Below are 16,038 nucleotides of genomic sequence, written 5' to 3' on the forward strand. Positions count from 1 at the left end.
ACCTCATCCACAAGGAACAATGGACCATCCACATGCAAACCGGCATCCCCTGGTTCATCCCCCCACCCCACATCGACCCCAAACAAACACCCCGCCGCAACCACCAACACCGCAACTAAACCCACCCCCGGGAACGCAAGCCAGCCGACGCAAGAGCGCGCAAGCCACGAGGGTGGCGGGCGCACGCACAGGGCGCCTGGTCACAGGTAGTTGAGGGCCAGTGGTAAGAGCGCTGGGGCAATCGGCAACGGGCGCGCCACGAGCCGAAGCAGAAAGCGGCCGAAGCAGAACGCAGACGGCGGACGGACACGTGCACGGCTGATCTTCAAGCCGCCAGCTGCCGAGGCCAACTACCGCCGTCCGATGACCACCGTCGCGTCCAGTTCCTCCGAATAGGCAATGCGGGGCGTCAGGCCACCCTGGGTCATGGCCAGCGCGGTCTGGTGGGCCTGGCGGCGGCTCGTTTCAATGAGCAGGTGCCCTCCTGCCTGGAGCCATGCAGGGGCTTCCGCGATTACCCTTCGCTGGACGTCGAGCCCGTCCGGCCCTCCATCAAGGGAGACCCGCGGCTCGTGATCCCGGGCTTCGTGGGGCATGCTGCTGATGGAAGCAGTGGGCACGTAGGGCGCGTTGACCGCCAGAATGTCAACGCGCCCTCGCAGCCGGGCGGGCAGGGCCGCATAAAGGTCGCCTTCATGAACGTCGCCGCCTGCCGGGACAACGTTCCCGCGGGCGCAGCGCACTGCGGTGGGATCGACGTCGGCGGCATGCAACTCGATGCCTGTGACTGCCGCGGCCAACGCGGTGGCCACCGCACCTGAGCCACAGCAAAGGTCCACGACAATCCGCTCCGGCCGCGTCGCGAATGGTTCCATCACCGCAGTGGCCCTCGCTGCCAGCGCCGTGCCTCCGGCGCCGGCCGGTGCGGCGACCGCTGGTCGTGAGTCATAAGCATCCGGACCGGAGGCTGGTGCCCCAAGCAGCACGGCGGCCTCACGGACAATGAGTTCGGTGCGCCGGCGTGGTACGAAGACCCCGGGTTCCACCGCGATCCGCAGGCCGCAGAACTCGGCCCAGCCAAGGATATGTTCGAGTGGAAATCCGCCGACCCGCCGTTCGACCGCGGCGGCCAACTCACTGGTGGAGAACGGGGCGGCAAGAAGGAGTTCGGCTTCGTCCTCGGCAAAGACACAACCTGCGGCGCGAAGCTGGGCGATGATGGCAGAACGGGAAAGAGATGGATGAGCAAACGGCATGGGAGCGTCCTTCGGTTGAAAGATGGGCACTCCGCGCATCGGCTAGCTCCGGTGGTCCGGACAGCAGCCGACAGGGAGAACCCAGGCTGGCATTGCAGTAATGGTTCCCACCTCCCCCGGCTCTCCAAAGCGGCGCGCACTTCGGCGCCTGCGAATCTTCATGTTATCTGACCCGGAACCGGGCAGCTCTTGGCAAGATGGAGCCATGACGCCCAGCGAAAACCACCGGCTCATCTGGACCGGCTCCTACACCTCGGACAGCGGCGGACACGGCGCGGGAATCGGAGCCATCTCGGTGGCCCCGGACGGAACCCTCACGTGGCGCGGCACGGCGGCGAAGGCGGATTCGCCGTCCTTCATTGCGGTTCACCCGTCTCTGCCCATGGTCTACGCCGTCGGCGAGACGGCCAAAACCGTCCAGGCCTACCGCCGGAGGGGGGAATTTGGGCTCGAAGCGGCTGGTGAACCGTGGGCCGCCGGCGGGGCTGCATGCCACGTCGCCGTCGATCCCGGGGGCAGGTTCCTGATAGTTGCTTGCTGGGGCGACGGCCAGGTGCTGCTCTACGGGCTGGATGCCGACGGCGGCATGACCGCCCGCTTCGCAGCGGAACCATCCGCGGATCCCTACGACGGCGGCCGGCCAAGCCGCGCCCACGCGAGCCTGATGCTGGCCGACGGGAGGATCATGACAACTGACCTGGGCCATGACCTGCTGCGCGTCTGGCACTACCTCCCCGAGGCTGGCCTGTCACTCGATCACGAGGTGCTGCTTCCTAAGGCCAGCGGACCCCGCCATCTGGTGCAGCATGCCGACGGAACCGTGTTCGTGGTCTCCGAGTACTCCATCGAGGTTTTTGCCGGGCGGGCTGCGTCCGGTTCGGGACGGTTCGAACTTGTTGGCGAAGGTCCGGCAACGGCCGGCGGAGCCCTGGAAGGCGATTCGGCAGCGGAGATTGCGCTCTCCCCCGCCGGTAAACATGTGTATGTGGGAGTCCGGGGTTCCAACCGGATCTGCGTGCTGGAGGTCAGCACGACCGGGCAACTTCGCCCCGTCATGGACTTTCCCAGCGGAGGCGATTGGCCGCGGCACCACCTGGTCCGCGACGGCTGGCTTCACGTGGCCCACGAGCGTTCCCACGACGTGACGACTTTCCGCCTTGACCCCGAAACCGGCCTGCCCGGAGACGTGCACCACCGGCTCGTTACGGGTTCCCCTACGGCCTTGGTTGTGGCAAGCTAAGCCACAAATCGACAAGCCCAATACAGAATTCGTCACTCCTATTACAGAGACCTACAGCAACGCTTATGTCGTTGTAACGATGACTTTTGGGGTCGGGCAGGTCGCCCGGCAGGTCATCCGGACGGACCGGGACAAGCAGAGTCGCTTCGCGGAAGGTTTCAGCCATGTTCACCAGCTCTGCCCACGTTTTCTCCCGTGCCGCGGCCGCGGCGTCCGCCCTCCTCCTTGTGGCAGTGGCCGCTCTTCCCGCCCAAGCGGCACCCGGCACAACGGCACCGGCCACAACGGCACCGGCCACAACGGCACCGGCCACAACGGCACCCGGCACATCGGGGCCGGGCTCGCCATCAGGTGACCGGCCGCCGTCGGGCGCTCATTCCCTGCGGGCGCCGGTAACTGACGAGAACTTCTACTTCGTCATGGCGGACAGGTTCAGCAACGGAAACGCGGCCAACGACGACGGCGGCCTCGGCCCGAATCCGATGGTGTCCGGCTTCGATCCCCAACGCAAAGGTTTCTACAACGGCGGCGACCTGAACGGGCTGCTGGACAAGATCGATTACATCCAAGGCCTGGGGACCACGTCCATCTGGCTGACGCCCAGCTTCAAGAACAAGGCCGTTCAGCCGGAGGACAACTCCGCCGGTTACCACGGGTACTGGGTCACGGACTTTACGCAGATCGACCCCCATCTGGGCACCAACGCGGAGCTGAAGGCGCTCATTGACCAGGCCCATTCGCGCGGAATGAAGGTGTACTTCGACATCATCACCAACCACACGGCGGACGTCATCGGGTACAAGGAAGGCGCCCGCTCCGGCTACGTGTCCAAGGACAAGGCGCCCTACCGCACAGCCTCCGGGGCGGTCTTCGATGACCGCGACTACGCCGGCAAGTCCGACTTCCCACAGCTCGACGCAGAAAAGTCCTTCCCCTACACGCCGGTGCTTGACCCCGCCGAGAAGAACCTCAAGGTTCCCGCCTGGCTCAACGATCCCACGCTGTACCACAACCGCGGGGACACCACCTTTACCGGGGAGAACTCCTTCTACGGAGACTTCTTCGGCCTGGATGACCTCTTCACGGAGCACCCCAAGGTGGTCGACGGCATGAAGGACATCTACAAGACCTGGATCAGGGATTTTGGCGTGGACGGCTTCCGGATCGACACGATGAAGCACGTCAACGACGAGTTCTGGCAAGATTTCGGCCCCGACGTTCTCAGCTACGCGAAGGAGCAGGGCAAGAACGAGTTCTTCATGTTCGGCGAAGTCTTCGACACGTCCAAGAGCTTCACATCGCAGTTCACCACGCGCAACAGCATGCAGGCCGTGCTGGACTTCCCGTTCCAGGACGCCGCCCGCAATTTCGCGTCCCGGAGCCAGGACGCAAAGGAGCTGGAAACCTTCTTCAACGGGGACGACTGGTACACCGATGCCGACTCCAACGTGTACCAACTGCCCACCTTCCTGGGTAACCACGACATGGGCCGGATCGGCAGCTTCATCAGCTCGGACAACCCTGACGCGAGCGATGCCGAACGCGTGGCTCGCGACGAACTGGCCCACGAGCTGATGTACTTCTCCCGCGGCAACCCGGTGGTCTACTACGGCGACGAGCAGGGCTTCACCGGCTCCGGCGGTGACCAGGACGCCCGCCAGACACTGTTCGCCAGCAAGGTGCCTGAATACCTCGACGACGACCTGCTCGGCACCGACGCGACGCATGCGATCGACAACTTCAACACCGGGCATCCGCTGTACGGCAAGATCAGTGAACTGGCGAAGCTGGCCAAGGACCATCCCGCCCTTCGCGATGGCGCCCACCAGCACCGTTTCGCGGCGGACGGCCCCGGCATCTACGCGTTTTCCCGCACAGATTCCAGGGACCAGCGCGAGTACGTGGTGGCACTGAACAACAGCGAGCAGCCCCAGACGGCGGCCGTCCACACGTACATTGCGAAGCGCAACTACAGCCTCATCTACGGGGCGGCGGCTGCCGACGCCAAGACGTCCGCGGACGGAAAGCTGACCGTCACGGTTCCGCCGCTGTCGGCGGTCGTCTATGAGTCATCGGGCCGGATTCCGAAAGCCAAAGCGGCACCGGCTGTCTCGCTTCGGGTCCCCGCCCCCGCGGCGCCGACCGCCGCCTCCCAGGGTGATAACGGCAGGATGCAGGTGACGGCCGACGTCGGCGGTACTTCGTTCTACGAGGTCACTTTCCAGGCGAAGAAGCCCGGCGGACGGTGGGAGCCCATCGGCACGGATGACACCGCCCCGTACCGCGTGTTCCACGACGTCGCCGGGCTCAACCCGGGTGCCAGGGTGGAGTACCGGGCCGTGGCACTGGACAACGCGGGCCACACATCCGTCAGCAGCGCACGGGCCGCAACGGTTCCCGCGCCCGTGCTGGCCATCCAGCAGCCGGCGGAAGGCAGCACGGTCCAGGGGAACGTGGAAGTGGTTGCCACGGCGGATCCGGAAAAGGCCAGCCACGTGGTGGGCTTTGAGCGGAGCGTGGCCGGTGGTCCGTGGAGTGCGGTCGGCGAGGCCGATTCATCCTCGCCCGCCTACACCGCGACCGACGATCTGGCCGCGCTGAACCTGGCCGACGGCACCGAGGTACGCTACCGGGCAACGATGGCCGGTCCAGGTTTCAACGTGGTGAGCGGCGTGCGGACCGCGCTGGTCGGAGCCGCAGCGCAGCCTGAAAGCGTCACGGTGGCGGGCAGCCTCAACAGCGAAATGGGCTGCCCGGACGACTGGCAGCCCGCGTGCGAGTCGGCGTTCATGACACTGGACCCGGCCAGCCGCACCTGGAAACTGACCGCGGACCTTCCCGCCGGCCAGTATGAATTCAAGGCCGCCATCAACGGTTCCTGGGACGAGAACTACGGCCAGGACGGCGCCCCGAACGGGTCCAACGTCCAGTTGAATCACGACGGCGGTCCGGTCACCTTCCGGTACGACCACAGCACGCACGTGATTACTGCCGGATGAACGAATTGGGCTCCTAGCCGCGCAACGACTCCTCCACCGCGGCCAGCAGCGAGTTGAACCGCTCGTTGCCGGCCAGGCTGTCGAGCAGGACGGATTCGCCGTCGGAATCAGCGAGCGGGACCTGCCAGTTGGGGTACTGAGCCGACGTTGTCCCGGGCTGGTTCTGCACCCGGCGTTCGCCCACGGCATCCACGAGCGCCACACCGAGCAGGACCGACGGGGACTGCGCGAGCAGGCGGTGCAGTGCCTCGATCCGCTCCTGCTCGGTGCCGGGCTCGTCGGGGGGCAGGAGACCGCGCTGCCGGAGCAGGCCCATCATTTTGTCCAGCTTGGCGTTGTGCTCCAGCCGTTCTTCCTCCGCGGACCGCTCCAGCAGGCCGAGCCCGTTTCGGAGGGTCACGTGGTCTCCGGCGAGGTAACCCGCGGTCGGCGGGAGGTCGTGCGTGTTCACGCTGGAGAGCGCCTGCACACGGTACCGTTCCGGCGGAAGCGGGGCGTCGCCGTCGTTTTCAAACCACAGAATGGAGGTGCCCAGAATGCCGCGCGCGGCAAGGTAATCGCGGACCCATGGCTCGAAGGTGCCCAGATCCTCTCCGATCACGACGGCTCCGGCGCGCTGGGCCTCCAGCGCGAGGATCCCGATCATGGCGTCGTGGTCAAGGCGCACGTAGGCACCGTCCGTCGGCGAGTTACCCGCGGGCACCCACCAGAGCCGGAAGAAGCCGAGTATGTGGTCCACCCGGATCCCGCCGGAATGCTGCAGTACGGTTGCCAGCATCTCCCGGAACGGCTGGTAGCCCGCTTCGGCCAGCCGGGTGGGATGCCAGGGCGGCTGGTGCCAGTCCTGCCCCAGCTGGTTGTACATGTCCGGCGGCGCCCCCACGCTCACGCCGGAGGCGAGGACGCCGCGCAGCGTCCACGCATCCGAGCTCTGGAGGTCCGCCCCGACGGCCAGGTCATGAACGACGCCGAGCCGCATCCCGGCACGCCTGGCTGTGCCCTGGGCGGATTCGAGCTGTTCGTCGCAGAGCCACTGCAGCCAGCGGTGGAAGTCGGTCCGTTCCGAGAGCTCAGTCCTCAGCCGCTCGAGCAACGGCGATCCGAGCGCCGCCGCAGGGTCGGTCCAAAACGGGTCATCGGCGTCGAGGTCCTCCCGCACGGCGCACCAGAGGGCGAAATCGTCCAGGCCCGCACCGGCCTTGCGGCAAAAGTCCTCAAACGCCTGCTGCCGGGAGGGCGAACGGCGGGCTTTGTAGAGCAGTTCCAACGCGGCCAGCTTGGCGGCGTACACGGTGTCCCGGTCCAACCGGGTGGTGTCCTTGTTGAGCTTCTGCGCCTGTTTCCTGAGGCCGTGAATGACTGCCTGCGTCTTCGGTTTCAGGTAGGCCAGCTCGGGGATCGACTCGATCCTCAGGTAGAGCGGGTTGAAGAAACGCCTCGTGGACGGCGAATACGGGGAGGGTTCCATCGGCGGCACGGGCTCCGCCGCATGCAGCGGGTTCACGAGCACGTAGTCGGCGCCGTGAGCACCCGCGAGCGCGGCCAGTTCGGCGAGGTCCGCGAAGTCGCCGATGCCCCAGGACCGCTTGGAACGCACGGAGTACAGCTGCGTGGCAAGGCCCCAGCCGCGGCGCTCCTCCAGCGCGGCGGCCGTGGACAGCCTGGCGGGAACCACCACCAGCGTGGCCTCCGCAACCACGCCGTCGGACTCAGCCCGCAGTGTGTGCCACCCCAGGCCGGTGTTGTCCGGCACGTCGAACGTGGCCCGGCCGATGGTCACGCCGTCCACGACGCGCGGCTCCACCCAGATATCCTGCTGCGGGGCGATGAGCTCCCGTCCGTCCTCCGTGGAGACAGTCAGGCGCACCGCGGCGCCGTGCCGGACGTGGACCGGGACCAGCGCCGGGGCGCCTTCCTGGGCCACGATGGCGGGGGGCAGCATCCGCCGCCAGGGCGCCAGCTCCGCTTCGGCCAGTGCCGCCTCGATGAGCTGGTCCGTGCTGGCCTGCACGCCCAGGGCGGCCAGGACGCGGACCAGTGTGGCCGGCGCAACCTCATGCGGCAGCCCGTCCCAGCCCTGATACGACGTCTCCACACCGTGGACCTCTGCGAGCCAATGCAAGAGCTCGGGGCTGACGGAACCGGCGAGCCCCGGCTCGGTAGGTTCGGAATCAGCTTGCTCACGTGCGGTGCCCGCAGCCATCTGGTTGGCGTCCGGATCGGCCGGTGTTCCGGACGATGCCTCGTGCTGGCTGGGAGCCTTCATTTATGTCCGCCTCGTCTGCTGTGATCGGCCCGAAATTACAGTGCTGCCCGTTGCGGCCGGCCGCTTTTCAGCATGGGGCGCAACTGCTGGTTCCGATTATTGCAGGGCGACGCCGGGCCGGGTCCAGCGCTACGGGCCATGACGCGTGTTGCCCAAGGCTTCGGGGCAAAGGGCTAGGCGCTGGGTGAGGCGGGCCGCAGGGGTTCTGCCCGCATTCGGGAACACGTAGCTCAGGATGCGGTACAGGCCTTCTGGAGCCGGGCGACAGAGTCGCTGGGAACCTGGTCTCCGGCCTGGGCAATCTCCCTGAGGGGGGCCGTGATCTCGGACGGAACTCCGGCGGTTTCGGCGCCGGCCACGAGTCCTGTCAGTGCAGCCTTGTCCGACGCGCTGACCAGTCCGTCCTCCAGCAGAGCGCAGATCTGGCCCTTCACCTGCTCGGCCGCGGCGTTGGCAACTCCGGACGCCGCCGAGCTGGCCGCGTTCTGAACCGCTTCCTGGGCCTGGCCGCAGCCCGCCAGAAATACCAGCGCGGGGAGCATGGACAGTGCGAGGAAGGAACGTTTCATGCTGCGAGCCTAACAACCGGCTGATGGCAGCCGGTGCAGGCCAACGCCGGAGCCAGCGCCGCCTAGCGTTCCGCCTGACAACGGTGTCGGCGTTGCTGCGGGCCTTTGCTTGCCGCAGGTGGGCCCCAATAACAGTCAACGGCCACTTGCGGTTGGCACGGTTAGCCGCCAGATTCGACCGTTGACTTGTCTCGTGGACATCACCTAGCGTTCCAGACACTGACAACGTTGTCTGCGGGAGGACACGCGCGATGAAGGGCGATCTTAGCAAGATGTACACCAGAAAATCACGAAGAATGCAGGCATGCACTGCGCTGATCACGGCGGGTCTCAGCCTGGCCGCGGCACTGGCCGGAGCAGGACCAGCACCGGCAGCCGGAACCGCAGGCGCGGCGGGAACGGCAGGAGACGAGCAGTACCGCCCGGCCATCCATTTCACACCGAAGCAGAACTGGATGAACGATCCCAACGGGATGGTCTACTACAAGGGCATCTACCACCTCTACTACCAGCACAACCCGTCGGGAAACACGTGGGGAAACATGTCCTGGGGCCACGCCACGTCCACAGACCTGGTGCACTGGAAGGAGCAGCCGCTGGCCATCCCCACAGACGACCAGCAGGACATCTTCTCCGGCAGCGTGGTGGTGGACACGAACAACTCGTCCGGGTTCGGAACCGCCGGGAAACCACCCATGGTGGCAATCTTCACCAGCGCCTACAAGGACGCCTCACCATACCGGGGGCTGCAGGCACAGTCGCTGGCCTACAGCCTCGATGACGGCCAGACCTGGACAAAGTACGCCGCCAACCCGGTGCTCAACCGCAATTCGGCGAACTTCCGCGACCCCAAGGTGTTCTGGTACAGCTCGCCCGGAGGGGGCGGCTACTGGGTGATGGCTGCGGTCGAGGCAACGGAACACAAGGTGCTGCTCTACAAGTCCAGCAACCTCAAGGACTGGACGCCGCTCAGCGAGTTCGGTCCGGCCAACGCCACGGGCGGGCTGTGGGAATGCCCCGACCTCTTCCCGCTCGCGGTCGACGGCGATCCGGCGAACGTCAAGTGGGTCATGGTGGTCAACATCAATCCCGGCGGTGTGGCAGGAGGATCGGCCGGCCAGTATTTCGTGGGCAAGTTCGACGGCACCACCTTCACTTCCGAGAGCACGAAGGCCAGCGACTCATTGCCCGCCGGCACACCCCTTGCAGGCTTCAACGACGGCACGTACAACGGCTGGACGGTGGCCAACGAACCCGGCAACCGGAAGAACGGGCCGTTCGGGGATGCCCCCGCGGCCGGAACCCTGCCAGGGCAGAACGCCGTCACCGGTTTCGCGGGCACCGGACTGGTCAACTCCTTTAACGACGGCGACTGGCCGCTCGGCTCCGTGAACTCCCCGGAATTCACGGTGGACAGTGACTACCTCAACTTCCTGGTGGGCGGGGGCCAGCATCCGCGCGTCTCGGACAAGCTCGACAACACACCGCCGCCCGGCGACCTGCTGTTCAACGGTTTCGAAGTCGCCGACGGTTCCACCCTGGCCGACGCCGGCTGGACCGGGACCGGCGATCTCGCCCCGGCGTTCCAGCCCGCCACGGCGGGCGGTGACTTCTTCATCGGCGCAAAGCGCATCAACACGTTCGAAGCGGGCGGAGCTCCCGGTGACGACAGGCAAGGAACCATGACGTCGCCGTCGTTCATCCTGTCCCGGAACTTCATGAGCATGCTGGTGGGCGGCGGGCACCGCACGGCGGACTCGGGCCAGGTTCTCGAGGCCCAGCTGCTGGTGAACGGCAACGTGGTGCGGCGCCTGGCAGGCGACGACGCCGGGGCCCTGAACTGGAAGGGCTGGGATGTGTCGGAATTCGCCGGACAGCCCGCACAACTGCGAATCGTGGACCAGGCCACGGGAGGCTGGGGGCACCTCACCCTTGACCACGTCATGCTCACCGACCAGGCGGCCGTTCCGCGCTCCGACGAGACCACCGTGAACCTCGTGGTCGGCGGCCAGGTGGTCCGGACGGCCACCGGCGCGAACAGCGAAGTCCTGGACTGGACATCCTGGAACGTCGCGGAATTCAAGGGGCAGCGGGCCACCATCAGGGTGGTGGACAACAACCGGTTCGGCTGGGGCCACATCCTTGCCGATGAGTTCGTGGCATCACCCCGGCCGGCAACGCCCAGGCTGCAGTCCTACGACTGGCTGGATTACGGCCGCGACTACTACGCGTCCGTTTCCTTCGGCAACATGCCCCAGGACAAGCGCATCATGCTCGGCTGGATGAACAACTGGGACTACGCCAACAGCATTCCGACGACGCCCTGGCGCAGCGCCATGTCCCTGCCCCGCCAGGTTGCGCTGACCCAGACCTCAAGCGGGCCGCGGCTGACGCAGAAGCCCGCCCAGCAGGTGGATGGCCTCGGCACCGGGGTGAGCTATGCGGAAAAGCATGCGCGCAACATCGCCCCGGGCACCCATCCGCTACCGGCGGCTGCCTTTGGGCAGGTGCAACGGATCGACGTGACGCTGGCGCCCGGGACTGCGTCGAAGTCGGGAATCACGGTGCTCGGGAACGGCGGCACGTCAACCGTCATTGGCTATGACAAGGCAGCCGGGGATCTGTACGTGGACCGGAGCAACTCCGGAAACACTGCCTTCCACCCGCTTTTCGCCTCGGTGGAGTCGGCGCCTGTCACGGTGGATGCCAGCGGCAACGTGACCCTGCGCATCTACGTCGACCGGTCATCGGTGGAGGTCTTCGCCCAGAACGGGCTGCGGACCATCACGGACCAGGTCTTCCCCGATCAGGGTGCAAACCAGGTGGCACTCTTCGCCGAAGGCGGCACCGCCCAGCTGAAGTCGATCACTGTCACGCCGCTGGCCAACTCCATGTCCGGCGCGGCGGACAAGCCCAGTAAGAACCGGGGCTAGGGTCCCGGGCTGGTCCCATCAGCTCACTGAGACAGCAGCGAAAGGGCCGGTGCCCGCATGAATTATGCGGGCACCGGCCCTCATCGTTGCCAGGCACAGCCTGCAGCGCGAATCAGTGAACCGGCTGGAGCCAGGTCAGCACCGAGCCGTCCTCCTCGATGTGATCCGCCAGTTCGCCGTTGAACGTTGCCCCGTAATCCGCGCTGATGTGCTCTTGGAATGCCGCGTCGTCCTCGTAGACCTCGAATACGAAGTACTCCCGGGGATTGTTTTCCCGGGTGTACGGGAGGAACAGCTGGTTGCCAGGCTCGCTGCGGACCTTTTCTGTCAGTTCGCGCATCATTTCCGCGACGCGGGCTTCGCTGCCGGGCTTCACGGTGAATTCGGCGTACAGCGTTTTGGTCATGGGATTCCCCTCTGGTGGATTGATGTGGTTTGGGATCAATATGGGCCGGTTGAAACTAGGCAGGCGGCCGGGTGCGGCTCAGTGCGGCGGCCGGATCTCCCCGGATCCCCGCTGAACGAGTTCCGACGGGACGACATACGTCTGCGGGGCGCGCTGGTCGCCGTCGATCCTGGCCAGGAGCCGCTCCGCGGCGAGCTTCCCGATCCGCTCCGGATGCTGCGCGATGACGGTGATGCCGGGGTCCATCATGTCCGCCAGGGTGAAGTCGTCGAACCCCACCAGGGCCACCCGCTTGCTGGCACCGAGCTCCTTCAGAGCCCGCATGACCCCGAAGGTGACGAGGTTCTGGCTGGAGAAGATGGCGGTGGGCGGATCGTCGGACCTCAGCAGCTCAAGGGCCGCCTGGCGGGCTGCCTCCTCGTTATGCAGGCCCTCGAGCACTGGAACCGAGGAGGTCGCGATGCCAGCCCGGCCGAGTTCCTCGATGAAACCCCGTCTGCGTTCGCGGGCTGTTTGGATGTCTGTACGGTCACCCAGGTAGGCGAGCTTGGAGTGGCCGTGTGCGATCAGGTGGCCGGCGGCCATGGCTGATCCAACGGCGTTATCCGTCACCACGGCGTCCGCCTCGATGCCCACGGGTTCGCGGTCGATGAAGACCATGGGCAGGTCGCGTGAGTGCTCCGGGATGACGTAGGACTGGCTTTTCGCGATGGGCGTCAGGACCAGGCCGTCCACACGCCGGCCCAGGAAGGCGGCAACCAGGGCTTTCTCCCGTTCCGGGTCGTCGTCGAGGCTGGCGGCAAAGACCGCAATGCCTCGAGCGGTCAGGGCGTCCTCCATGGCGCGGTGAATCTCGCCGCTGAAGGGGTTGGACACGCTTGGCAGCAGGAGACCGATGGAAAGGGTCTGGCGGCCCGCCCGGCGAAGGCTTCCCGCCGCCATGTCCAGCTGGTAATTGAGCTGCTGGGAGGCGCCGAGGACGCGCTGGCGGGTTGCCTCGGACACGCCCGGCTCATCGTTCATCACCCGGGAGACGGTCTTGATTCCGACGCCGGCCAGTGCCGCGACGTGGCGCATCGTGGGCCGGTTCTTTGTCGGCTCAGGCTGGTAACGATTAGACATCGTTGTCATTAGTAGGGTCCTTCATCATGGAATTTCACTTGACTGTACCTTGTGATCTTGATTACATGATGCATGACATCGTTGTCAGGCACCAGAAGTGCCACGAAACCAGGAGATTCAATGTTGAGTTCCAAAGCCCCGCGGACAGTCACCCACCGCCTGCTTGCCATCGGTGCAGTTCTGACCCTCGGCACGCTCAGCCTGACCGCTTGCGGCGGGAGTTCCCCAAGCACCTCGTCAACCGGAAGCTCTTCGGCCGAGAAGGTCGGCGTGTCCCTGATTGTGAAGACCACCTCGAACCCGTTCTTCGTTTCCATGCAGGACGGCGCAAAGAAGGCCGCCGAAACCGACGGCGTGGACCTCAAGCTCGCAGCCGGCAAGGCCGACGGTGACGAAGAGACCCAGATCCAGGCCATCGAAAACGCAATCTCCAAAGGCGACAAAGGCATCCTCATCACGCCCAACGGCCCTTCCGTCGTGGATGCGCTGAAGAAAGCCAAGGACGCCGGCCTGTTCGTCATCGCCCTGGACACGCCGCCGGACCCCGCTGACGCCGCCGACATCACTTTCGCCACCGACAACTTCGCCGCTGGTGAACTGATCGGCAAGTGGACGGCCGCGCAGCTTGGCGGAAAGAAGGCCACCATCGCGCTGCTGGACCTGTTCGACGACAAGGTCGTCTCCGTGGACTACAACCGGGACCAGGGCTTCCTGACCGGCCTCGGCATCGACACCGCGGACAAGAAGAAGAACGGTGACGAGGCCAAGACCGGCAAGTACACCGGCGGCAAGGGCGGCGACTACGAGATCGTGGGCAGCCAGGCAAGCCAGGGTGCTGAGGACGGCGGCCGGACCGCCATGGAAACCCTCCTCGCCAAGAACCCGAACATCAACGTGGTCTACACGATCAACGAGCCGGCTGCGGCCGGTGCCTTCGAGGCGCTGAAGTCCGCCGGCAAGGAAAAGGACGTCTTGGTGGTGTCCGTGGATGGCGGCTGCTCGGGCGTCAACAACGTCAAGGCCGGCGTCATCGGCGCCACTGCCCAGCAGTACCCGGTGAAGATGGCGGAATTGGGTGTCAAGGCCATCGTTGAGCTGGCCAAGACCGGACAGAAGCCAGCCAACTCAGAAGGACTGGACTTCTACAACACCGGCGTCGAGCTCGTCACGGACAAGGCCGTAGACGGCGTCAAGAGCATCACCACGTCCGAGGCCTCCAAGATCTGCTGGGGCAAGTAGCCAGCGTGGACCTCGCACCGCGGGAAGGTGCTGAAGTTGCAGTACCTTCCCGCGGTTCACAGCGCGAGAATTGACTGCAGAAGCAGCAGCCGCCGCACCAGCACCAGCCGAACCAGCCCCAGCAGGACCTTGAAGTTCAGGAGCAACAGTGACCCAGCAACAGACCGCCGGCCCGCCCGCCGCAGGGCATGCAGACCCGGCCGAGGAATTCCTCGACCGCCAGACCCCGCTCAGCCGAATCCGCAACATCCTCCACCGCTATCCCGCACTAAGCCCGGCCATTGTCCTGCTGGTTGCGGTGGTGGTCTTCGGGCTCCTCAATGAGAGGTTCCTCCGGGTCGAGAACCTGTCCTTGATCACCCAGCAGGTTTCGGTGGTGGGAACCCTCGCCATCGCCCAGACCCTCATCATCCTCACCGCCGGCATCGATCTCTCGGTGGGCGCCGTCATGATCCTTGCCTCCATGGTGGTGGCACAGCTGGCCGTCGGCAGCGGCGCGCCCGCTCCGCTCGCTCTCCTCCTTGGCCTCGTCGTGGGTCTGGCAGCGGGGGCGCTGAACGGTTTCCTGGTCACCAGGTTCCGGCTCCCCCCGTTCATCGTCACGCTCGGAACGCTGAACATCTTCATCGCCGTGACGCTTCTCTACTCCGGCGGCTCCACAGTCCGCGGCTCCAGCATGCCCGGACTGCTGACATGGATGGGCAGCACGTTCCCGGTTGGCCCCGTGCGGATCTCCACCGGCGTGGTCATGATGCTCTTGCTCTACATCGCGCTCGCCTTCATCCTCGGCAAGACCGCCTGGGGCCGACACGTCTACGCGGTGGGCGATGACAAGGAAGCCGCCCGCCTGGCCGGCATCCCGGTGAACCGTGTCCTGATGAGCGTTTACCTCGCAGCGGGGGCCGTGTTGGCCGTCGGCGCGTGGATCCAGATCGGCCGCACGAACGCAGCCAGCCCCAACGCCGGCGTGGACCTGAACCTCGACTCCATCACCGCCGTCGTGATTGGCGGAACCAGCCTCTTTGGCGGACGCGGCTCAATCTGGGGATCCCTCCTCGGAGCGCTCATCGTCGGGGTATTCCGCAACGGCCTGTCGCTGGCCGGCCTCGATGTGCTCTACCAGACCCTCGCCGTGGGCGTCCTCATCATCCTCGCTGTGTCGATCGACCAGTGGATCCGAAAGGTGAAATCATGACCGCCACAGAAATCCAGCCGGCCAAGGCCGAGGTCCGCCAGCCGATCCTGCAGGCCAAGAACCTCGTCAAGACCTTCGGCCGGGTTGTGGGCCTGGACGGCGTCAGCCTCGACCTGTACCCGGGCGAAGTCCTGGCGATCATCGGCGACAATGGTGCCGGAAAATCCACGCTCATCAAGTGCCTCACCGGGGCCGAGGTCCCGGACTCGGGCGAGTTGTTCGTTTCCGGCCAGCAAGTCCACTTCAAGCGCCCGCAGGACGCCCGCGTCCACGGCATCGAAACCGTCTACCAGAACCTTGCCGTGTCACCTGCACTCGACGTCGCCTCCAACCTGTTCCTGGGGCGGGAAGAGCGGGTTCCCGGCCCGCTGGGAAAGATCTTCCGCGTCCTCGACACCAAGGGAATGCGCCGCAAGGCCAAGGAAGAGCTGACCCGGCTCGGCATCTCCACGCTCCAGGACGTGACGGTGCCGGTGGAAAACCTGTCCGGTGGCCAGCGCCAGGCTGTCGCCGTGGCCCGCGCCGCAGCGTTCGGCTCCAAAGTGGTTGTGCTCGACGAGCCGACGGCGGCCCTCGGCGTGCGGGAATCAAATCAGGTCCTGCAGCTGGTCCGGGACCTCCGGGACAGGGGCCTGCCGGTCATCCTGATCAGCCACAACATGCCCCACGTGTTTGACGTGGCCGACCGGATCCACATCCAGCGCCTCGGCAAGTGCGCGGCCACCATCACGCCGCAGTCGCACAGCATGACCGATGCGGTGGCGATCATGACGGGTGCCGCCACCGCCTGACGGCCACCGGATTACAGCACCA

The 16,038-nt window shown here is 66.0% G+C and carries 11 protein-coding genes; 6 read left to right on the plus strand and 5 right to left on the minus strand.

The window, feature by feature from the left end; translation table 11 throughout:
- Positions 1-350 precede the first annotated feature (350 nt).
- Positions 351-1,256: a putative protein N(5)-glutamine methyltransferase gene (locus ABFP37_RS20630; protein ID WP_347034785.1), complete on the minus strand. Its 906-nt coding sequence runs from the start codon at positions 1,254-1,256 to the stop codon at positions 351-353.
- 205 nt (positions 1,257-1,461) lie between these two features.
- Between ABFP37_RS20630 and ABFP37_RS20635 the strand changes: the two genes are divergently transcribed.
- A complete protein-coding gene (locus ABFP37_RS20635; RefSeq protein ID WP_347034786.1) occupies positions 1,462-2,496 on the plus strand; it encodes a beta-propeller fold lactonase family protein in 1,035 nt (344 codons plus the stop codon).
- Positions 2,497-2,660: 164 nt separating this feature from the next.
- A complete protein-coding gene (locus ABFP37_RS20640) occupies positions 2,661-5,495 on the plus strand; it encodes an alpha-amylase family glycosyl hydrolase (protein ID WP_347034787.1) in 2,835 nt (944 codons plus the stop codon).
- Between the two features lie 13 nt (positions 5,496-5,508).
- Here ABFP37_RS20640 and malQ read toward each other — a convergent pair whose 3' ends face one another.
- Entirely contained in the window at positions 5,509-7,761 is a 2,253-nt protein-coding gene (malQ, locus tag ABFP37_RS20645; protein WP_347034788.1) for a 4-alpha-glucanotransferase, read from the minus strand.
- A 230-nt stretch (positions 7,762-7,991) separates the two neighbouring features.
- Positions 7,992-8,330 (minus strand): hypothetical protein, encoded by a 339-nt coding sequence (locus ABFP37_RS20650; RefSeq protein WP_347034789.1) that lies wholly within the window; start codon positions 8,328-8,330, stop codon positions 7,992-7,994.
- Positions 8,331-8,626: 296 nt separating this feature from the next.
- On the opposite strand from ABFP37_RS20650, the gene ABFP37_RS20655 reads away from it, so the two are divergent.
- A complete protein-coding gene (locus ABFP37_RS20655) occupies positions 8,627-11,263 on the plus strand; it encodes a GH32 C-terminal domain-containing protein (protein WP_078027347.1) in 2,637 nt (878 codons plus the stop codon).
- A 112-nt stretch (positions 11,264-11,375) separates the two neighbouring features.
- On the opposite strand, the gene ABFP37_RS20660 is transcribed toward ABFP37_RS20655, so the two are convergent.
- Together ABFP37_RS20660 and ABFP37_RS20665 are read right to left on the minus strand one after the other, a co-directional pair.
- Entirely contained in the window at positions 11,376-11,669 is a 294-nt protein-coding gene (locus tag ABFP37_RS20660) for a putative quinol monooxygenase (RefSeq protein ID WP_078027348.1), read from the minus strand.
- Between the two features lie 78 nt (positions 11,670-11,747).
- Positions 11,748-12,800 carry a LacI family DNA-binding transcriptional regulator gene (locus ABFP37_RS20665; RefSeq protein WP_347034790.1) on the minus strand — a complete coding sequence of 351 codons (1,053 nt, stop codon included), beginning with the start codon at positions 12,798-12,800 and terminating at the stop codon, positions 11,748-11,750.
- A 111-nt stretch (positions 12,801-12,911) separates the two neighbouring features.
- Here ABFP37_RS20665 and ABFP37_RS20670 point away from each other — a divergent pair, with 111 nt between their 5' ends.
- The 3 genes from ABFP37_RS20670 (at position 12,912) to ABFP37_RS20680 (ending at position 16,016) form a co-directional block, all read left to right on the plus strand.
- Positions 12,912-14,030, plus strand: a complete 1,119-nt coding sequence (locus tag ABFP37_RS20670) for a substrate-binding domain-containing protein (RefSeq protein WP_078027350.1) — start codon at positions 12,912-12,914, stop codon at positions 14,028-14,030.
- Between the two features lie 148 nt (positions 14,031-14,178).
- A complete protein-coding gene (locus tag ABFP37_RS20675) occupies positions 14,179-15,225 on the plus strand; it encodes an ABC transporter permease (RefSeq protein ID WP_347034791.1) in 1,047 nt (348 codons plus the stop codon).
- Positions 15,222-16,016, plus strand: coding sequence for an ATP-binding cassette domain-containing protein (locus ABFP37_RS20680; protein ID WP_078027351.1), 795 nt, complete (start codon positions 15,222-15,224; stop codon positions 16,014-16,016). Before ABFP37_RS20675 ends, ABFP37_RS20680 begins: the two co-directional genes overlap by 4 nt.
- The last annotated feature ends 22 nt before the right edge of the window (positions 16,017-16,038 follow it).

Origin of the sequence: Burkholderia sp. RS01 (assembly GCF_039748055.1) — a bacterium.
Classification (GTDB): Bacteria; Actinomycetota; Actinomycetes; order Actinomycetales; family Micrococcaceae; genus Arthrobacter.

Coding starts and splice junctions, on each gene's coding strand:
- ABFP37_RS20660 (WP_078027348.1), bottom strand. CDS start 11,669: ATGACCAAAACGCTGTACGCCGAATTCACCGTGAAGCCCGGCAGCGAA.
- ABFP37_RS20670 (WP_078027350.1), top strand. CDS start 12,912: ATGTTGAGTTCCAAAGCCCCGCGGACAGTCACCCACCGCCTGCTTGCC.
- ABFP37_RS20655 (WP_078027347.1), top strand. CDS start 8,627: ATGCAGGCATGCACTGCGCTGATCACGGCGGGTCTCAGCCTGGCCGCG.
- ABFP37_RS20640 (WP_347034787.1), top strand. CDS start 2,661: ATGTTCACCAGCTCTGCCCACGTTTTCTCCCGTGCCGCGGCCGCGGCG.
- ABFP37_RS20630 (WP_347034785.1), bottom strand. CDS start 1,256: ATGCCGTTTGCTCATCCATCTCTTTCCCGTTCTGCCATCATCGCCCAG.
- ABFP37_RS20650 (WP_347034789.1), bottom strand. CDS start 8,330: ATGAAACGTTCCTTCCTCGCACTGTCCATGCTCCCCGCGCTGGTATTT.
- ABFP37_RS20680 (WP_078027351.1), top strand. CDS start 15,222: ATGACCGCCACAGAAATCCAGCCGGCCAAGGCCGAGGTCCGCCAGCCG.
- malQ (WP_347034788.1), bottom strand. CDS start 7,761: ATGAAGGCTCCCAGCCAGCACGAGGCATCGTCCGGAACACCGGCCGAT.
- ABFP37_RS20635 (WP_347034786.1), top strand. CDS start 1,462: ATGACGCCCAGCGAAAACCACCGGCTCATCTGGACCGGCTCCTACACC.
- ABFP37_RS20665 (WP_347034790.1), bottom strand. CDS start 12,800: ATGACAACGATGTCTAATCGTTACCAGCCTGAGCCGACAAAGAACCGG.